Annotated in this window: 15 protein-coding genes and 2 tRNA genes; all 17 read left to right on the forward strand. The window is 42.6% G+C overall.

Going from position 1 to position 16,348, the window contains the following annotated elements; all coding sequences use genetic code 11:
- The first annotated feature begins 129 nt into the window (after nt 1-129).
- The 17 genes from NSS65_RS00330 (at nt 130) to NSS65_RS00410 (ending at nt 16,272) form a co-directional block, all read left to right on the forward strand.
- Complete coding sequence (locus NSS65_RS00330; protein ID WP_034284155.1) at nt 130-756, forward strand: 50S ribosomal protein L25/general stress protein Ctc; 627 nt, start codon at nt 130-132, stop codon at nt 754-756.
- Between the two features lie 140 nt (nt 757-896).
- Nucleotides 897-1,463 carry an aminoacyl-tRNA hydrolase gene (gene pth, locus NSS65_RS00335; protein ID WP_024425643.1) on the forward strand — a complete coding sequence of 189 codons (567 nt, stop codon included), beginning with the start codon at nt 897-899 and terminating at the stop codon, nt 1,461-1,463.
- A 55-nt stretch (nt 1,464-1,518) separates the two neighbouring features.
- The gene (locus tag NSS65_RS00340) at nt 1,519-1,749 is read left to right on the forward strand and encodes an anti-sigma-F factor Fin family protein (RefSeq protein ID WP_003217967.1); all 231 of its coding nucleotides are present in this window, start codon (nt 1,519-1,521) and stop codon (nt 1,747-1,749) included.
- Nucleotides 1,750-1,817: 68 nt separating this feature from the next.
- A complete protein-coding gene (mfd, locus tag NSS65_RS00345; protein ID WP_041115203.1) occupies nt 1,818-5,351 on the forward strand; it encodes a transcription-repair coupling factor in 3,534 nt (1,177 codons plus the stop codon).
- A gap of 139 nt (nt 5,352-5,490) precedes the next feature.
- Nucleotides 5,491-6,027: a stage V sporulation protein T gene (gene spoVT, locus NSS65_RS00350; RefSeq protein ID WP_034284159.1), complete on the forward strand. Its 537-nt coding sequence runs from the start codon at nt 5,491-5,493 to the stop codon at nt 6,025-6,027.
- A gap of 187 nt (nt 6,028-6,214) precedes the next feature.
- Nucleotides 6,215-7,816 (forward strand): polysaccharide biosynthesis protein, encoded by a 1,602-nt coding sequence (locus NSS65_RS00355; protein WP_326135446.1) that lies wholly within the window; start codon nt 6,215-6,217, stop codon nt 7,814-7,816.
- Complete coding sequence (gene mazG / locus NSS65_RS00360) at nt 7,806-9,290, forward strand: nucleoside triphosphate pyrophosphohydrolase (RefSeq protein WP_326135447.1); 1,485 nt, start codon at nt 7,806-7,808, stop codon at nt 9,288-9,290. Before NSS65_RS00355 ends, mazG begins: the two co-directional genes overlap by 11 nt.
- Nucleotides 9,287-9,547 (forward strand): RNA-binding S4 domain-containing protein, encoded by a 261-nt coding sequence (locus NSS65_RS00365; protein ID WP_008341839.1) that lies wholly within the window; start codon nt 9,287-9,289, stop codon nt 9,545-9,547. The genes mazG and NSS65_RS00365 overlap by 4 nt, the downstream gene beginning before the upstream one ends.
- A gap of 73 nt (nt 9,548-9,620) precedes the next feature.
- Nucleotides 9,621-9,929 carry a sporulation protein YabP gene (gene yabP, locus NSS65_RS00370; protein WP_024425646.1) on the forward strand — a complete coding sequence of 103 codons (309 nt, stop codon included), beginning with the start codon at nt 9,621-9,623 and terminating at the stop codon, nt 9,927-9,929.
- On the forward strand, nt 9,926-10,564 hold the full coding sequence (gene yabQ, locus NSS65_RS00375; RefSeq protein ID WP_041115217.1) for a spore cortex biosynthesis protein YabQ: 639 nt from the start codon (nt 9,926-9,928) through the stop codon (nt 10,562-10,564). Before yabP ends, yabQ begins: the two co-directional genes overlap by 4 nt.
- A gap of 18 nt (nt 10,565-10,582) precedes the next feature.
- Nucleotides 10,583-10,957: a septum formation initiator family protein gene (locus NSS65_RS00380; protein ID WP_003217952.1), complete on the forward strand. Its 375-nt coding sequence runs from the start codon at nt 10,583-10,585 to the stop codon at nt 10,955-10,957.
- Between the two features lie 82 nt (nt 10,958-11,039).
- The gene (locus NSS65_RS00385; RefSeq protein ID WP_008357409.1) at nt 11,040-11,435 is read left to right on the forward strand and encodes a S1 domain-containing RNA-binding protein; all 396 of its coding nucleotides are present in this window, start codon (nt 11,040-11,042) and stop codon (nt 11,433-11,435) included.
- A 177-nt stretch (nt 11,436-11,612) separates the two neighbouring features.
- Nucleotides 11,613-11,686: transfer RNA gene (locus tag NSS65_RS00390), tRNA-Met, on the forward strand.
- Nucleotides 11,687-11,711: 25 nt separating this feature from the next.
- Nucleotides 11,712-11,783: transfer RNA gene (locus NSS65_RS00395), tRNA-Glu, on the forward strand.
- A gap of 203 nt (nt 11,784-11,986) precedes the next feature.
- Nucleotides 11,987-14,470 (forward strand): stage II sporulation protein E, encoded by a 2,484-nt coding sequence (spoIIE, locus tag NSS65_RS00400; RefSeq protein ID WP_326135448.1) that lies wholly within the window; start codon nt 11,987-11,989, stop codon nt 14,468-14,470.
- A 76-nt stretch (nt 14,471-14,546) separates the two neighbouring features.
- Complete coding sequence (locus NSS65_RS00405; RefSeq protein ID WP_034284249.1) at nt 14,547-15,284, forward strand: VWA domain-containing protein; 738 nt, start codon at nt 14,547-14,549, stop codon at nt 15,282-15,284.
- The gene (locus NSS65_RS00410) at nt 15,268-16,272 is read left to right on the forward strand and encodes a protein kinase family protein (protein ID WP_211044128.1); all 1,005 of its coding nucleotides are present in this window, start codon (nt 15,268-15,270) and stop codon (nt 16,270-16,272) included. The genes NSS65_RS00405 and NSS65_RS00410 overlap by 17 nt, the downstream gene beginning before the upstream one ends.
- Nucleotides 16,273-16,348 lie beyond the last annotated feature (76 nt).

The raw sequence follows: 16,348 nt of genomic DNA on the forward strand, positions 1-16,348 counted from the left end.
TAAAAAAGGCCCTAGGCATCAAGCTTAGGGTCTTTTTGCTATCATCATTCACGGCAAATAGGTTTAAAATGATTCGGTTATGGGTAATTATGAGAGTAGTGACAAAAAAGAAATAGGATGGTGCTGAATATGGCAACTTTAAAAGCAAATAAAAGAACTGATTTCAAACGTTCCACACTGCAAAAAATCCGTCATTCAGGACACGTTCCTGGTGTCATATACGGAAAAAATACAGACAATCTGGCTGTTTCATTAGACAGCATCGATTTATTAAAAACCTTACGTGATGAAGGGAAGAATACAATCATCACCTTAGATGTGGGTGGTGAAACGAAATCTGTGATGGTGACAGAATTACAAACAGATCCGCTGAAAAACGAACTTGTTCATGCTGATTTCCAAGTCGTTGACTTACAGCGTGAAATTGAGGCAGATGTACCAATACAGCTGATTGGCGAGTCTAAAGGGGTAAAAGATGGCGGTGTGCTTCAGCAGCCACTATTTGAACTATCTGTTACAGCGAAACCAAAAGATATTCCGCAGAATATTGAAGCTGATATTACAAACTTAGAAGTCAATGATGTCTTAACAGTTGCTGATCTGCCTGTTCAGTCATCTTATCAAATCAATAACGATCCAGAAGAAGTCGTTGCCTCCATTCTGCCGCCTCAGCAATCAGAGGTTCCTGAGCCAGATAGCGAAGAAGAGCCGCAAGAGCCTGAGGCCATTAAAGAAAAGGATGACGATGGAGAATAACTGGTCATTTAGAGACGTAACCCTCCCGCGGTTGCGTCTTTTGTGCTAGAATGAAAAGAATTCATACGTTTTTACATGAGGCAATCTGATTGGCTCATTTTTTAGGCGTGTGCTGTGTGACAAAGGAGGTTATTGGTTTCATGATTGCATTCGTTGGATTAGGCAATCCAGGAAAAGAATATGAAAAAACAAGACATAATGTCGGGTTTATGACAATAGATGAATTATCAAAAAAATGGGACATTCCTTTAAATCAATCAAAATTCCATGGACAATTTGGAACTGGGTTTGTTTCGGGGCAAAAGGTTCTACTTGTAAAGCCGCTTACATATATGAACTTATCAGGAGAATGTGTGCGTCCGCTAATGGACTATTACGATATTCCCCTTGAACATTTGAAAGTGATCTATGATGATCTTGATTTGCCAACTGGCCGGATTCGCTTACGTACAAAAGGAAGTGCAGGCGGGCATAATGGAATCAAATCATTAATTCAGCATTTAGGTTCACCTGAATTTGACCGGTTCCGTATCGGCATTGGACGTCCTCAAAACGGCATGAAGGTCGTTGATTACGTACTAGGACGTTTCTCAGAAGAAGAACAGCCTGACATCGCATCAGCCATTCAATCGTCTGTCGAGGCTTGTGAAGCGGCTTTAAAAAAGCCATTTTTAGAAGTGATGAATGATTTTAACAAGAAGGTATAAGAATGATAAGCGAAGCACATACTGATCATAAAATCTCAGCATGGGAGGATCACGTATGGCTTTGCATTATTACTGCCGCCACTGTGGTGTAAAGGTTGGCAGTCTAGATGAATCTGCTGTCCAAAGTGAAGCACTTGGATTTCATCACTTAACAAATGAGGAAAGAAACGATATGATTTCTTATAGGGAAAATGGTGATTTACATGTACAAACCATTTGTGAGGATTGCCAAGAGGCGCTTGAAAGAAATCCTGATTACCATCAGTATCATACTTTTATTCAATAAAAAAGCTTTGGTGTAGATATTAGACCAAAGCGTTTTTCTGTTTTAAACAAACAGGGAGGAGGAGCCAAATGAAAAACATACAATCATTTATCAAACAAAGTGATGATTTTCAGTCCATTTTTAATGGGCTAAAGGAAGGGTTAAAAGAACAGCTGCTTGCCGGACTATCAGGCTCCGTCAGATCTTTATTTACAGCCGCGATATCAGACGAACTGAAGCGGCCAATGTTTATTGTGACTCACAATTTATATCAGGCGCAGAAGGTAACAGATGATCTAGCAAGTGTGATGCCGGATCGCTCGGTTCTTCTCTATCCTGTCAATGAACTCATCGCTTCAGAAATTGCAGTGGCCAGTCCTGAGCTGAGAGCACAGCGTTTGGATGTCTTGAATCGACTTGCGAATGGAGAAAACCCCATTATCGTCACTCCCGCTGCTGCGGTTCGCAGGATGCTTCCGCCAGTTGAGCTCTGGAAGGAGAGTCAGATCCATTTAAAGATCGGTGAAGAAATTGATTTGGAGGCGTTTTCAAAACAGCTCGTACAAATTGGTTATGACCGGACGTCGATGGTTGCAGCGCCCGGAGATTTTAGTGTGCGCGGAGGAATCATCGACATCTATGCGTTAACGGAAGATCATCCAATCCGTATTGAACTGTTTGATACAGAAGTAGACTCGATTCGAACGTTTCATTCGGATACACAGCGTTCATTAGAAACCCTTCAAGAAATCAAAATAGGTCCTGCAAAAGAGTTAATTGTGAGAGGTCCTGAACGAGTGAGAGCCATTGAACAGCTTGATCAAGGGCTGGCGAAGAGCTTAAAGAAATTCAACTCAGATCAGCAAAAAGAACTGCTTCATCAAAATATTTCTGCTGATCGCGAGAAGCTGCTTGAAGGCATCGTGACACAGGAAATGACGAAGTACCTGTCCTATTTCTATGAAAAGCCTGCTAGTTTGCTAGATTACACATCGCAGGATACGATTATTATTTTAGATGAAATCAGCAGAATTCAGGAGATGGAAGAACAGCTTGAACAGGAAGAAGCCGATTGGACAATTAGTCTGCTTGAAGAAGGCAATATTCTCCATGATTTATCTCTATCTTTCCCGTTCCAAGAACTGATCAATCAGCAATCGAGATCCATTCTGTACTACTCTTTGTTCCTGAGACATGTCCAGCAGACAAATCCGCAAAATATCGTCAATGTATCTAGTAAGCAAATGCAGAATTTCCACGGGCAGATGAATGTGCTGGCGAGTGAAATTGAACGCTATAAAAAACAGCAATACACGGTTGTCTTCTTAGGTGCTGATGAAGAGCGGACAGAAAAGCTGTCGTCTGTTCTGCATGATTATGACATTGAAGCCGCTCTTGCTAAACCGGACGCTGAGCTTGTAAGCGGACAGGTGTATATTTTACAAGGTGAGCTGCAAACGGGCTTTGAATTGCCGTTATCAAAAATTGCTGTAATCACAGAAGGTGAACTCTTCAAGAAACGTGTGAAAAAGCAGGCACGTAAGCAAAAGCTGACCAATGCAGAGCGGATCAAGAGCTATTCAGAGCTTCAAGTCGGCGATTATGTGGTGCACATTAACCACGGGATCGGTAAATATTTAGGAATTGAAACGCTTGAAATCGGCGGCATTCATAAAGATTATTTAAATATTCATTATCAAGGAAGCGACAAGCTTTATGTACCGGTTGAACAAATTGATCAGGTGCAGAAATATGTAGGATCAGAAGGTAAAGAACCAAAGCTGTACAAACTAGGCGGCAGCGATTGGAAACGTGTGAAGAAAAAAGTGGAAACATCTGTACAGGACATCGCAGATGATCTGATTAAACTGTACGCAGAACGCGAGGCAAGCAAAGGATATGCTTTCTCGCCTGATCATGAGATGCAGCGCCAGTTTGAATCCGCGTTCCCTTACCAGGAAACAGATGATCAAATCCGTTCGATTCACGAAATTAAACAGGATATGGAGCGGGAACGTCCAATGGACCGTCTGCTTTGTGGAGATGTGGGTTACGGAAAAACGGAGGTGGCTATTCGTGCGGCCTTCAAAGCGATTGCTGACGGGAAGCAGGTAGCCCTGCTAGTTCCGACAACCATCTTAGCGCAGCAGCATTTTGACACAATCATGGACCGATTCCAAGACTACCCTGTCAAAATTGCGCAGCTGAGCCGTTTCCGTACAAGAAAAGAAACAACTGAAACGTTAAAAGGGCTGAAAAACGGAACGATCGATATGGTTATCGGCACACACCGTCTTCTTTCAAAAGACATCGTCTACAAGGATTTAGGACTGTTGATCATTGATGAGGAACAGCGTTTTGGTGTGACGCATAAAGAGAAAATTAAACAGATGAAAGCCAATATCGACGTACTGACATTAACGGCTACGCCAATTCCGCGTACGCTTCATATGTCCATGCTAGGCGTGCGGGATTTATCAGTGATTGAAACACCGCCTGAAAATCGATTCCCTGTTCAAACCTATGTGGTCGAGTACAATGGCGCTCTAGTCAGAGAAGCGATTGAGCGAGAATTAGCACGCGGCGGTCAAGTGTACTTCCTTTATAACCGTGTTGAGGATATTGAACGAAAAGCAGACGAAATCTCCATGCTGGTCCCAGACGCAAAAGTCAGTTATGCGCACGGGAAAATGAGTGAGAACGAGCTGGAATCAGTGATGATCAATTTCCTTGAAGGTGAATCAGATGTATTGGTCAGTACCACCATCATTGAAACGGGAGTCGATATTCCAAATGTGAACACGCTCATCGTCCACGATGCCGATAAAATGGGGCTCTCTCAGCTGTACCAGCTAAGAGGACGAGTCGGGCGTTCGAACCGTGTCGCTTATGCTTATTTCACGTATCGAAAAGATAAAGTTCTTTCTGAAGTTGCGGAGAAAAGACTTCAAGCCATTAAAGAATTCACAGAGCTCGGATCTGGGTTTAAAATTGCGATGCGTGATTTAACGATTCGAGGAGCAGGGAATTTACTTGGTGCTCAGCAGCATGGCTTCATTGATTCGGTTGGATTCGATCTCTATTCTCAAATGCTGAAAGAAGCCATTGAGGAAAGAAGAGGCGATACAACGGCTCAAGATAAATTCGAGCCAGAAATTGATCTGCAAATTGATGCTTACATCCCAGACACTTATATTTCGGATGGCAAGCAAAAGATTGAAATGTATAAACAGTTCAGAGCAATTGGATCGATTGAAGAGAGAAAAGAGCTTCAGGATGAAATGATCGACCGATTTGGTGAATATCCGCAAGAAGTGGCTGACTTGTTTACGATTGCGACAATGAAGGTGTACGCTGTCCAGGAACGTGTCGAGCTGATCAAGATGGAGAAAGGCATTGTCAGAATGACCCTTGATGAGAAAGCAAGCGGTGAAATCGACGGTCAAAAATTATTTGAGCTCGGCAGTAAATATGGACGTGAAATCGGATTGGGAATGGAAGGCAGCAAGCTGATTATTTCTGTCCAAACGAAAGGCAAGAAGACAGAGGAATGGCTTGAGGTTGTTCTTAACATGCTTCGAGGCCTTCAAGATGTGAAAAAAGAAACCATTCCATCTTCATAAAATTTTGTTTGTCTCTCGTGTATATTACGTTTGATGTGACGGATACTAAACTCAGGGTCAAGTGGTGAATGTTGCATAAAGTGGACGCTTTTGTTCCATTCACCCAACACATCATCAAACGAAAGAGAGGCAGCAGTGAATGAAAGCAACTGGAATTGTACGCCGCATCGATGATCTAGGTAGAGTGGTTATTCCGAAGGAGATTCGCAGAACATTGCGCATTCGGGAAGGAGATCCGCTTGAGATTTTCGTCGACCGCGATGGAGAAGTGATTTTGAAGAAGTATTCGCCGATTAGTGAGCTAGGAGACTTTGCGAAGGAATATGCTGATGCATTATTCGACAGTTTGGGTCATTCCATCCTGATCTGTGATCGAGATACGTATATTGCTGTATCCGGCAGTTCGAAAAAAGAGTACTTAAACAAATCCATCAGTGATTTACTTGAACGAACAATGGATCAGCGTAATTCTGTGTTAGAAGAAAGCAAAAAAGAAATTCAACTTGTCGATGGTATTGATGATGACGTATCTTCTTATACCATTGCACCTATTGTTGCAAACGGAGATCCGATTGGCGCCGTCGTCTTATTTTCTAAAGAGCGTTCAATGGGAGAAGTGGAGCATAAAGCGGCAGAGACAGCAGCTGGCTTCTTAGCCCGTCAAATGGAACATTAGGTCTAATAACTCTATATCATTTTGATAAAACGAAAGAATGCCGATGAAATCATTTGATTTTGTCGGTTTTTTATATGGAATGAAACAAAACGAGACATGTGCCGTCTACTCCTTAGAAAGGAACGTCTTTTTCACGTATGATATAATGAGTGCGTTTAACTGTAGATCTATTTTAAAGGAGTCATCCATGAAAAATGCTGTGAATCAGCCGCACTGGCTTTTCCAGGGTGCGGTGATTTTGACCATCGCAGGCTTGTTATCAAAGGTACTAAGTGCCGTTTACCGTGTCCCGTTTCAAAACATCGTAGGGGACACAGGGTTTTATATTTATCAGCAGGTATATCCTTTCCTTGGCATTGCCATCATGCTTGGTACAACAGGTTTTCCTGTCATGGTGTCCAAGCTTTTGAGTGAGCATGGGGAAGAGAATCGACGGATCATTACAAGGGTATCCTTGATCTATATCACTTTACTGAGCCTGGTCTTATTTCTTTGTCTTTACATAGGAGCAGGCACAATTGCGGGTCTTATGGCAGACAGTCAATTAATTCTGCTCATCCAGATGAGTGCTTTTGTGTTTCTATTTCTGCCGCTCACTGTGATGCTGAGGGGAGTTTTTCAGAGTGACGGTCTGATGCTTCCAACGGCTGTTTCTCAGTTGGTTGAGCAGCTCATCAGGGTAGGTGTCCTGCTTGTTTTATCCTTCTATTTCGTGAGGCATGGCTATTCGCTTTATGAAACAGGGGCGGGTGCAGTGTTCTCTTCTATCGCGGGAAGTGCGGCCTCGCTCATTTTGCTTCTTTTCCTTTGGCTGACCTATCGAAAGCAGTCTGCTGCAAGTATGTCAGGCAAACAGACACTTCGAAAAAAAGATGTTATGAAGAGTTTGGTGCTGTATACATTGACGATTTGTGTCAGCGGTTTGCTCATTTTATGGATGCAAATGATTGATGCTTTTCATCTGTATGCGCTGCTGCGCAGCGAGGGTCTCAGTGAAGCGGCGGCAAAGGCGGCGAAAGGTGTATATGACCGAGGCCAGCCTTTCTTACAGCTCGGAACGGTGTTTGCCATCAGCATCGGAACCTCACTTGTGCCATTTTTATCGGCAGCTATGAGGAATGGAGAGCGTGAAACGATACGGCAAAAAGTTCGGTCATCGGTTAAGACCACGTCGGTATTAGGGATAGGGTCAGCGGTTGGATTGATTTGTATTTTAGCACCAGTAAATACAATGCTTTTTCGTAATGATTTAGGCACCGATGTCTTGCAAATATTCTGTATATCGATCGCCTTTACATCGATTGCCATTACGCAGACGGCTTTACTGCAAGGGCTCGGGCATACTGTGTACCCTGCTGTTGTGGTGGTCCTCAGCGTGCTGGTGAAATGGATTCTAACGATTGCGCTTGTACCGTTATTTGGCATCCAAGGTGCCGCATGGTCAACTGTATGTGGTTTTCTCACAGCAGCCGTGCTCAATGCCGTTTATTTGAAGCATAAAGGATGGATTTCATTGAGAGAGCTGTTCCCGGTGAAAATTCTTTTATCAGCCGCCTTCATGGCTGTGGTCTTAATAGGATATCAGGCTCTGTTTTCATGGGTCATCCCCTTTGAAAACCGTCCGTTTTCCGTTTTAGAGTGCCTGACATCAGTTTTTATTGGTGGTTTCGCCTTTTTATATAGTATTCTTAAGCTAGAAGTATTTACGGACGATGAATGGAGACTCATTCCATTAGGAGAAAAGATTTTATATTTTAAACAGATGAGAGGGAATCAAAATGGCAGGTAAGATTACCGTCGTCGGTCTCGGGGCAGGCGACATGGATCAGCTGACGCTCGGTGTATATAAGCAGCTGAAGCAGGCGAAAGAAGTATTTATGAGAACGCAGGATCATCCGCTTACCGCAGAGTTGATGCAGGAGGTCCCAGCTCTCACCTTTTTTGATGAAATTTATGAAAAGCACGATCAGTTTGATCAGGTGTATCATGAAATTACCGAAATATTATTTTCAGAGGCAGCGGAAAAAGACATTGTGTACGCAGTACCTGGTCATCCATTTGTGGCAGAAAAGACCGTACAGCTGCTCGTTTCCGGGCAGAAAGAGCGCGGGATTGAGGTGTCTGTCGCTGGTGGACAAAGCTTTCTAGATGCGACATTCAACTCCTTGCAGATTGATCCCATCGAGGGATTACAATTCGTTGATGCAGGGGATATGAGAGCGGATGATCTGAAATTAACCCAGCACGTCCTGATTTGTCAGGTATATGATCAGATGACAGCTTCGAATGTGAAACTCACACTGATGGAAAAGCTTCCCGACGATTATGAAGTTTATATTGTGACTGCAGCTGGAAGCAGTCAGGAACAGATTACTGCCGTTCCTTTATTTGAACTTGATCGAGATGTGTCGATAAATAACTTAACGAGTGTTTATGTTCCTCCAATTCAAGATGAACAGCTGCTTTATCAACAATTTGACACCTTCCGTGACGTCATACGTACATTAAGAGGTCCGGGCGGCTGTCCATGGGATCAAAAACAAACAAATGAATCACTCAAACCATATTTAATTGAAGAATGCTATGAACTGCTTGAAGCGATAGATGAAGATGACACAGATCATATGGTGGAAGAGCTTGGCGATGTGCTGCTGCAGGTGCTGCTTCACGCTCAAATTGGCGAAGATGACGGTTATTTCTCAATCGATGACGTCATTCAGCATGTCACAGAAAAAATGATTCGGCGGCACCCCCATGTGTTTGGTGACACGAATGTTTCTGAGGCAGCAGATGTGGTTGCCAACTGGGAAAAAATCAAGCAGCAGGAGAAGCCAGAGCGGACCGGTTCTATTTTGCAATCGATTCCGGCGACACTTCCAGCACTAACAAAGGCATATAAGCTCCAAAAGAAAGCTGCCAAGGTAGGCTTTGATTGGACAGATGTTCAAGATATTTGGAACAAATACGAAGAAGAAAAGCAGGAATTTCTCGATGAAGTGGCAGAGAAGACGGACGAAGGTGCAACGAAGCAGATGAAAGATGAATTTGGAGATCTTTTGTTTGTTCTCGTCAATATTGGCCGGTTCTATCACTTAGAGCCTGAAACGGCACTCGCTTCTGCCAACACAAAATTTATACGGCGCTTTCAGCATATCGAACAAAAAGCAAAGGACATAGGCCGTTCATTAGATGACTTAACGCTAGAGGAAATGGACGATCTATGGAACGATGCGAAACGCATAGAAAGAGGTGAAGACACATGAGACTAGATAAATTTTTAAAAGTGTCCCGTTTAATTAAAAGAAGAACATTGGCAAAAGAAGTAGCTGATCAAGGCAGGATTTCTATTAACGGAACACAGGCGAAAGCAAGCTCTGACGTGAAAGAAGGAGATGAGCTGCAAATCCGCTTTGGTCAAAAACTAGTGACTGTTCAAGTCAACGAGTTAAAGGACACGACGAAAAAAGAAGAAGCGGCTGGCATGTATACTGTGCTAAAAGAAGAAAAAACAGCAGAATAGGGCTTGTTCTAAATGACCCTCTTATCACATACAATGCAGTAACATGCAAGTATGAGATATGGGGGATGTATAGATGAATCAATATTATAATCAACCTCAAGGCACGAAGCTGTCATCAGACGCAGAGCATAATGTCACAATGCGAAACAGAAAGCATTTAGATATTACTGGTGTCAAACAAGTGGAAAGCTTTGATAGTGAGGAATTTCTGCTGGAGACGGTCATGGGGATTCTCGCCATCCGCGGAGAAAATCTGCAAATGAAAAACCTAGACGTCGAAAAGGGCGTTGTGTCGATTAAAGGGCGTGTTTTTGATTTAATCTATGTGGATGAGCAGCACGGGGAGAAAGCTAAAGGATTTTTTAGCAAGCTGTTTAAATGACGCTGACAGTCCAGTTTTATACGATGCTTTCCATGGCGGCGATGGGCATCTGGCTGGGCGCATCGCTTGATACGTACAAGCTGTTTGTGAATCGGGAAAAAACAGCAAAATGGCTTTTGGTTATCCACGATCTCCTTTTTTGGATGGTACAGGGTCTCTTATTCTTTTACGTCCTGCTGCTGACAAATGAGGGAGAATTCAGGCTTTATATTTTTCTAGCCGTTGCTCTAGGTTTCTCGATGTATCAGGCATTGATGAAACATCTGTATCTTAAGATTCTCAAGTTTATCATGATGTGTGTATATCAGACCGTTCTCTTCCTGAAAAGGCTGGTCATGTCGATTGTCTTCCAGCCGATCCGCTGGATGATCACATTGGTCATAAGTGCTATACTGTTCTTGCTCCACTCGCTCTTACGTCTAGTTCGTTTTACGTTTCGGCTCGTGTGGAAGGTGCTGTCGATTGTTTGTTATCCGCTCATCTGGTTACTCAATGTGACCATTATTCATCGGATTCCCGAAAAATGGCGAACATCAATGAGATTGTTTTTCTCAAAAGGAGCAGGAATTTTACAAGGGGCCAAGAAATTATCTGGTACCATCAAAACGAAATGGAAACAATTCTGGACAAAGTGAGAGAGGAGGCCTTCAATCTTGAACAAGAGAAAAAGAAATATCGCACAAATTCAAAATGATTACCAAAAACAAATGGAACAGCAAGCGCAGCGCTTAAAACGCAAACGTCGCGGACTCCTTAGAAGGCTTACCGTGTTTGGTGTAATCGTGCTCATGTTTGCTGTCTTGGTGACAAGTGCCCTCTGGTCGCAATCGTCTTCACTAAAGGAAAAAGAAGAGAAGAAGGTTGCGCTCGAAAAAGAGTTGAAGCAATTACAAACAAAGCAGGAAGATATTTCTGATGAAATTAAGAAGCTGAAAAGCAAGGAATACGTACTCGAACTGGCACGACGGGACTATTATATGTCCAAAAAAGGCGAAAAAATCTTTGATGTGGGCAATAAGAGCGATTAGCCTTGTTGACACTTAAAATTCAGTTTATGTATAATTGAACAAATGAGATTTTTTTATAAGTCTAAGGAGGAGCACTTTTTTTATGTCGATTGAAGTTGGCAGCAAGTTACAAGGGAAAGTTACGGGCATTACAAATTTTGGAGCTTTTGTGGAGTTGCCAGGCGGTTCAACTGGTCTCGTTCATATCAGTGAGGTAGCCGATAACTATGTAAAAGATATTAATGAGCATTTAAAAGTCGGTGAACAAGTTGAAGTGAAAGTGATTAACGTTGAAAAAGACGGTAAAATCGGCTTGTCCATTAAAAAAGCAAAAGATCGTCCTCAACAACAATCAAGACCAAGCAGAAATGATTTCCGTCCGAAGGAATCGTTTGAACAAAAAATGAACAAATTCTTAAAAGATAGCGAAGATCGCTTAACATCTTTAAAACGTAACACGGAATCAAAACGTGGGGGGCGCGGAGCAAGAAGAGGTTAACTTGTTGCTGCTTTCTATATATTTTCACAACAAAGCATCTGCTGTTCAGCAGGTGCTTTTTTTCATGATCCATCCGATATTTTTTGAGATTTCGTCATTTAATTTAAAACTTTCTATTGACGGACAAGCGAATCCTTTGTATTATAGTTCTTGTGCTTCTTAGCGCATTTTCATTATGGCGGTGTAGCTCAGCTGGCTAGAGCGTACGGTTCATACCCGTGAGGTCGGGGGTTCGATCCCCTCCGCCGCTATCCTTTTAACTAGAACATAAAGCAAGGCCCGTTGGTCAAGCGGTTAAGACACCGCCCTTTCACGGCGGTAACACGGGTTCGAATCCCGTACGGGTCATCTTCGAAACAGCTTTCTATAGGAAAGCTGTTTTTTTGTGCCTTCGTAAAATTCTGATGAAAGACATCGACTTTCATGAAAGTATGCCTCTTTGACGAATAAAGCGTCGAACGTTTTATGGAAACGACAACTTCTTTTGACAAAATTTCTTTTTTACCTTCGCTATAATGACAAGCAACGAATATCAGGTGGGGGATGAGAAGATGGAAAAACTAGAAAGAAGAACTGATTTAACAGGAGCGGGGTTTGAAAGAATCAGTGCGGGATTAAAAAAGATGAAAAACCTGTTTCTTCATCACACGCATTCTCTTTTTTTCTATAAAGGGTTTATTTATGTTGTTCTAGGCTTTTTATTAGGACGAGCCTTTATATTATCTGAAATTATGCCGTTTGCTCTGCCTTTCTTTGGCTCCATGCTGCTTATTAAAAGAGATAAGGCGATGCTTGCTTGTCTAGCTTTACTCGCAGGGGCGATGACGATATCACCTCAAAATGCATTGTTTGTGTTTGCGTCGCTGCTCATGTTTCTCCTTATGTCAAAGGTGGTTTCTTTCATCATCAAAGACCCAGTGAAAACATTACCGGTTGTCATTGTTCTCTCAATGCTGATCACCCGAGGAGCGTTTGTTTACCTAGAGCAAGGTGCTGTGCAAAGCTATGATTACGTCATGGCGGGTGTCGAAGCAGGACTTGCCTTCATTTTGACTCTGATTTTTCTTCAAAGCCTGCCGATTTTTACAGTCAGGAAAATTAAACACTCTTTAAAGGTCGAAGAAATTATTTGTTTTATGATTTTAATTGCCTCAGTTTTAACTGGCCTTGCTGGGATCACATTTCAAGGAATGCAGGCAGAGCATATTTTGTCACGTTATGTAGTGCTGACGTTTGCCTTTATTGGCGGAGCCAGTATTGGTTGTACGGTCGGTGTTGTGACAGGATTAATTCTCGGTCTCGCTAACATCGGAAACCTTTATCAGATGAGTCTTCTTGCCTTTTCAGGCTTATTAGGCGGATTGCTGAAAGAAGGGAAAAAAGCAGGGGCAGCCATCGGCTTAATAGTGGGTTCCTTACTCATTTCACTGTACGGGGAAGGATCAGCAGGTCTCATGACCACACTGTATGAATCACTTATAGCGGTTGTGCTCTTTTTGCTTACGCCGCAATCAGTCACCTCCAAGGTAGCGAAATACATTCCTGGTACGGTAGAGCATGTACAAGAGCAGCAGCAATATGCTCGCAAGGTACGAGACGTGACAGCAAAAAAGGTAGATCAATTCTCTCATGTATTTCATGCGCTGTCTGAGAGTTTTGCGACATTTTACGAATCCATTCCTGAAGAGAAGAAGCAGGAAGAGGATGTAGATCTTTTTTTAAGTACGATCACAGAACGATCCTGTCAAACGTGCTATAAGAAAAATAAATGCTGGGTGCAGAACTTTGATACAACCTATGAACTAATGAAACAAGTTATGCATGAATCTGATGAAAAAACGTATGAGCATAACCGAAAATTGAAAAAGAAATTTAGTCAGCACTGCTCAAAATCAAAACATGTCGAGGAATTGATCGAAGAGGAGATCGCTTACTATAAAGCCAATCAGACATTGAAGAAAAAAGTCCAAGACAGCAGACGTCTTGTGGCTGAACAGCTGATGGGGGTCTCGCAAGTAATGGAGGATTTTTCCCGGGAAATAAAACGAGAAAGAGAACAGCATTTTATTCAGGAAGAGCAGATGATAGAAGCGCTTCAGCACTTTGGCATTGAAATCCAGCAAGTAGAAATCTATAGCTTGGAGCAGGGAAATGTGGATATTGAAATGAGAATCCCATATTGCCAAGGGCATGGGGAATGTGAAAAAATCATTGCTCCAATGCTTTCAGATATTTTAGAAGAACAGATTTTAGTCAAAGCAGAGCAGTGTGCAGAGCACCCAACAGGCTATTGCCACGTTGTATTTGGCTCTGCTAAATCATACCGAGTGGCTACAGGCGTGGCACATGCAGCAAAAGGCGGAGGACTGGTATCTGGAGACAGCTACAGCATGATGGAGCTTGGTGCGGGCAAGTATGCTGCAGCTATTAGTGATGGAATGGGCAACGGAGCACGGGCTCATTTTGAAAGCAATGAAACGATTAAGCTGTTAGAAAAAATATTGGCGTCAGGTATCAATGAAAAAGTGGCGATTAAAACCATTAATAGTATTTTATCTTTAAGAACGACGGACGAGATCTATTCAACATTGGATTTATCGATCATTGATTTACAGGATGCGAGCTGTAAGTTCCTCAAAATTGGTTCAACACCCAGCTTTATTAAACGGGGTGATCAGGTGATGAAGGTACAAGCAAGCAACTTGCCAATCGGTATTATTGATGAATTCGAAGTCGAGGTTGTGAGTGAACAGATGAAGGCAGGAGATCTATTGATTATGATGAGTGACGGCATTTTTGAAGGGCCAAAGCATATTGAAAATCATGATCTGTGGGTGAAACGGAAAATGAAAAGCTTTAAAACAGAAGATCCCCAAGAAATTGCTGATTTATTAATGGAAGAGGTCATTCGAACAAGAGCAGGCCAAATTGATGACGATATGACAGTTGTTGTCATCAGGCTCGACCACAACACACCAAAATGGGCTTCCATTCCGACCGGTACATTCTATCTTGAGAAACAAGAGATTTCTTAAAATATCGTATAATATGAATTTCTTCTGGCGATGATGGGGATATAAGCATTCAGTTACAATCCCAGGAGGAATGAAGATGCGAAAAGGTCACGTCAACCAAATCTTATTGATTACAGATGGCTGCTCAAATCACGGGGAAGATCCGCTTGCGATTGCCTCATTGGCAAAGGAACAAGGGATTACAGTCAATGTCATTGGCATTATGGAAGAAAACAGACACGATCATGAAGCGATGAAGGAAGTAGAGGGGATTGCTCTCGCAGGCGGAGGCATCCATCAAGTTGTCTACGTCCAGCAGTTATCTCAAACAGTACAAATGGTCACAAAAAAAGCGATGACACAAACCCTGCAAGGTGTTGTGAATAAAGAATTGCAGCAAATTCTCGGCAAAGATGCTGAAATTGAAGAACTTCCACCTGATAAGCGCGGGGAAGTAATGGAGGTTGTAGATGAGTTAGGAGAGACGGTTCACCTTCAAGTACTCGTGCTTGTTGATACAAGTGCAAGTATGAAACCGAAGCTGCCGACCGTAAAAGAAGCACTCATCGACCTTTCCATCAGTTTAAATTCAAGAATTGGAGAAAATCAGTTTGGGATGTGTGTATTTCCCGGGAAAAACTCAGATGCTGAAATTGTGTTGAATTGGACGCCTCGATTCGATTCATTATCATCTATTTTCCCAAAACTGACCACTGGAGGAATCACCCCAACGGGACCAGCGCTTCGGGAAGCACTTCAGCATTTCAAATCAGTTCGTTCACGCAAAGGGCTGCTTGAAGCAAAGGAAGAGCATGATGATGAATTCGGCTTCTAACATCCCGTTAGGCACGGTGATTCAAGGGAAATGGCACCACCATCATTACCGTATTGTAAAAGAGCTTGGAAAAGGGGCGAACGGTGTTGTCTATCTGGCCGAATCGCCACATGGGCAAGCGGCCCTTAAAGTGAGTGATGACAGTATGCTCATTGCATCTGAAGTCAATGTTTTAAAATCCTTTTCAAAGGCTCCTGTGAAAACCATGGGGCCTTCTTTTTATGATATGGATGATGCGATTTATCCTGGTATGCCTCAAAAACGCTCTTTTTATGTGATGGAATATGTCAGAGGCCCATTACTGCTTGAATTTGTGAAACAAAAGGGTGATGAGTGGATTGTGGTTTTAATGATTCAGCTTTTATCTAGCTTGGCTCATTTACATCAGGAAGGCTGGATTTTTGGTGATTTAAAGCCGGATAATCTCATTGTTTCTGGGCCCCCGGCCACGATCCGGTGCATTGATGTGGGAGGAACGACGAAAGCGGGCAGGGCAATTAAGGAGTATACCGAGTTTTTTGATCGAGGCTATTGGGGATTCGGTACACGAAAAGCTGATCCAACTTATGATTTATTTGCTCTGACGATGGTGATGGTGAACTGTGCGTATAAGAAAGAATTCAAAAAAGGAGCAGAACCAGAAAAGCAGCTTTATCGAGCTATTGAAGGACATCCTTTATTAAAGCGATATGAAAGGGTGTTAAAGGCTGCTCTACAAGGTAAATATCAATCAGCAGCAGACATGAAAAGTGCGATGCTGAAAGAAGGACAGCTGATTGCATCAAGGAAATCGCGCCAGAAGAAGCAGCAAAAAAACGCGCCAAAACCTGCTGTTAATCAAAATCAACAAGTGACCTCACGATCGCGGGCTGCAGCAGCAAAAAGAACGTCAGTGCGTAAAAAATCAGGCGGACTTTTTGAAACCATTCTTATCGTGTGCAGTGTACTCGCTCTTTACTGTGCATATGTGGTTTTGTTCCTGTTGTAGAGCCGGAAAAAAGCAGGCTTCTTCTTTGCTTGGAGCTACTGAAAGTGATAGGATATGTATATCTTTAAATTACCTG

The sequence above is a fragment of the Bacillus sp. FSL K6-1006 genome (assembly GCF_038593175.1).
GTDB lineage: Bacteria > Bacillota > Bacilli > Bacillales > Bacillaceae > Bacillus > Bacillus safensis.

Coding starts and splice junctions, on each gene's coding strand:
- NSS65_RS00330 (WP_034284155.1), top strand. CDS start 130: ATGGCAACTTTAAAAGCAAATAAAAGAACTGATTTCAAACGTTCCACA.
- NSS65_RS00385 (WP_008357409.1), top strand. CDS start 11,040: ATGTCGATTGAAGTTGGCAGCAAGTTACAAGGGAAAGTTACGGGCATT.
- spoVT (WP_034284159.1), top strand. CDS start 5,491: ATGAAAGCAACTGGAATTGTACGCCGCATCGATGATCTAGGTAGAGTG.
- yabP (WP_024425646.1), top strand. CDS start 9,621: ATGAATCAATATTATAATCAACCTCAAGGCACGAAGCTGTCATCAGAC.
- spoIIE (WP_326135448.1), top strand. CDS start 11,987: ATGGAAAAACTAGAAAGAAGAACTGATTTAACAGGAGCGGGGTTTGAA.
- NSS65_RS00355 (WP_326135446.1), top strand. CDS start 6,215: ATGAAAAATGCTGTGAATCAGCCGCACTGGCTTTTCCAGGGTGCGGTG.
- pth (WP_024425643.1), top strand. CDS start 897: ATGATTGCATTCGTTGGATTAGGCAATCCAGGAAAAGAATATGAAAAA.
- mazG (WP_326135447.1), top strand. CDS start 7,806: ATGGCAGGTAAGATTACCGTCGTCGGTCTCGGGGCAGGCGACATGGAT.
- NSS65_RS00410 (WP_211044128.1), top strand. CDS start 15,268: ATGAATTCGGCTTCTAACATCCCGTTAGGCACGGTGATTCAAGGGAAA.
- mfd (WP_041115203.1), top strand. CDS start 1,818: ATGAAAAACATACAATCATTTATCAAACAAAGTGATGATTTTCAGTCC.
- NSS65_RS00405 (WP_034284249.1), top strand. CDS start 14,547: ATGCGAAAAGGTCACGTCAACCAAATCTTATTGATTACAGATGGCTGC.
- yabQ (WP_041115217.1), top strand. CDS start 9,926: ATGACGCTGACAGTCCAGTTTTATACGATGCTTTCCATGGCGGCGATG.
- NSS65_RS00365 (WP_008341839.1), top strand. CDS start 9,287: ATGAGACTAGATAAATTTTTAAAAGTGTCCCGTTTAATTAAAAGAAGA.
- NSS65_RS00340 (WP_003217967.1), top strand. CDS start 1,519: ATGGCTTTGCATTATTACTGCCGCCACTGTGGTGTAAAGGTTGGCAGT.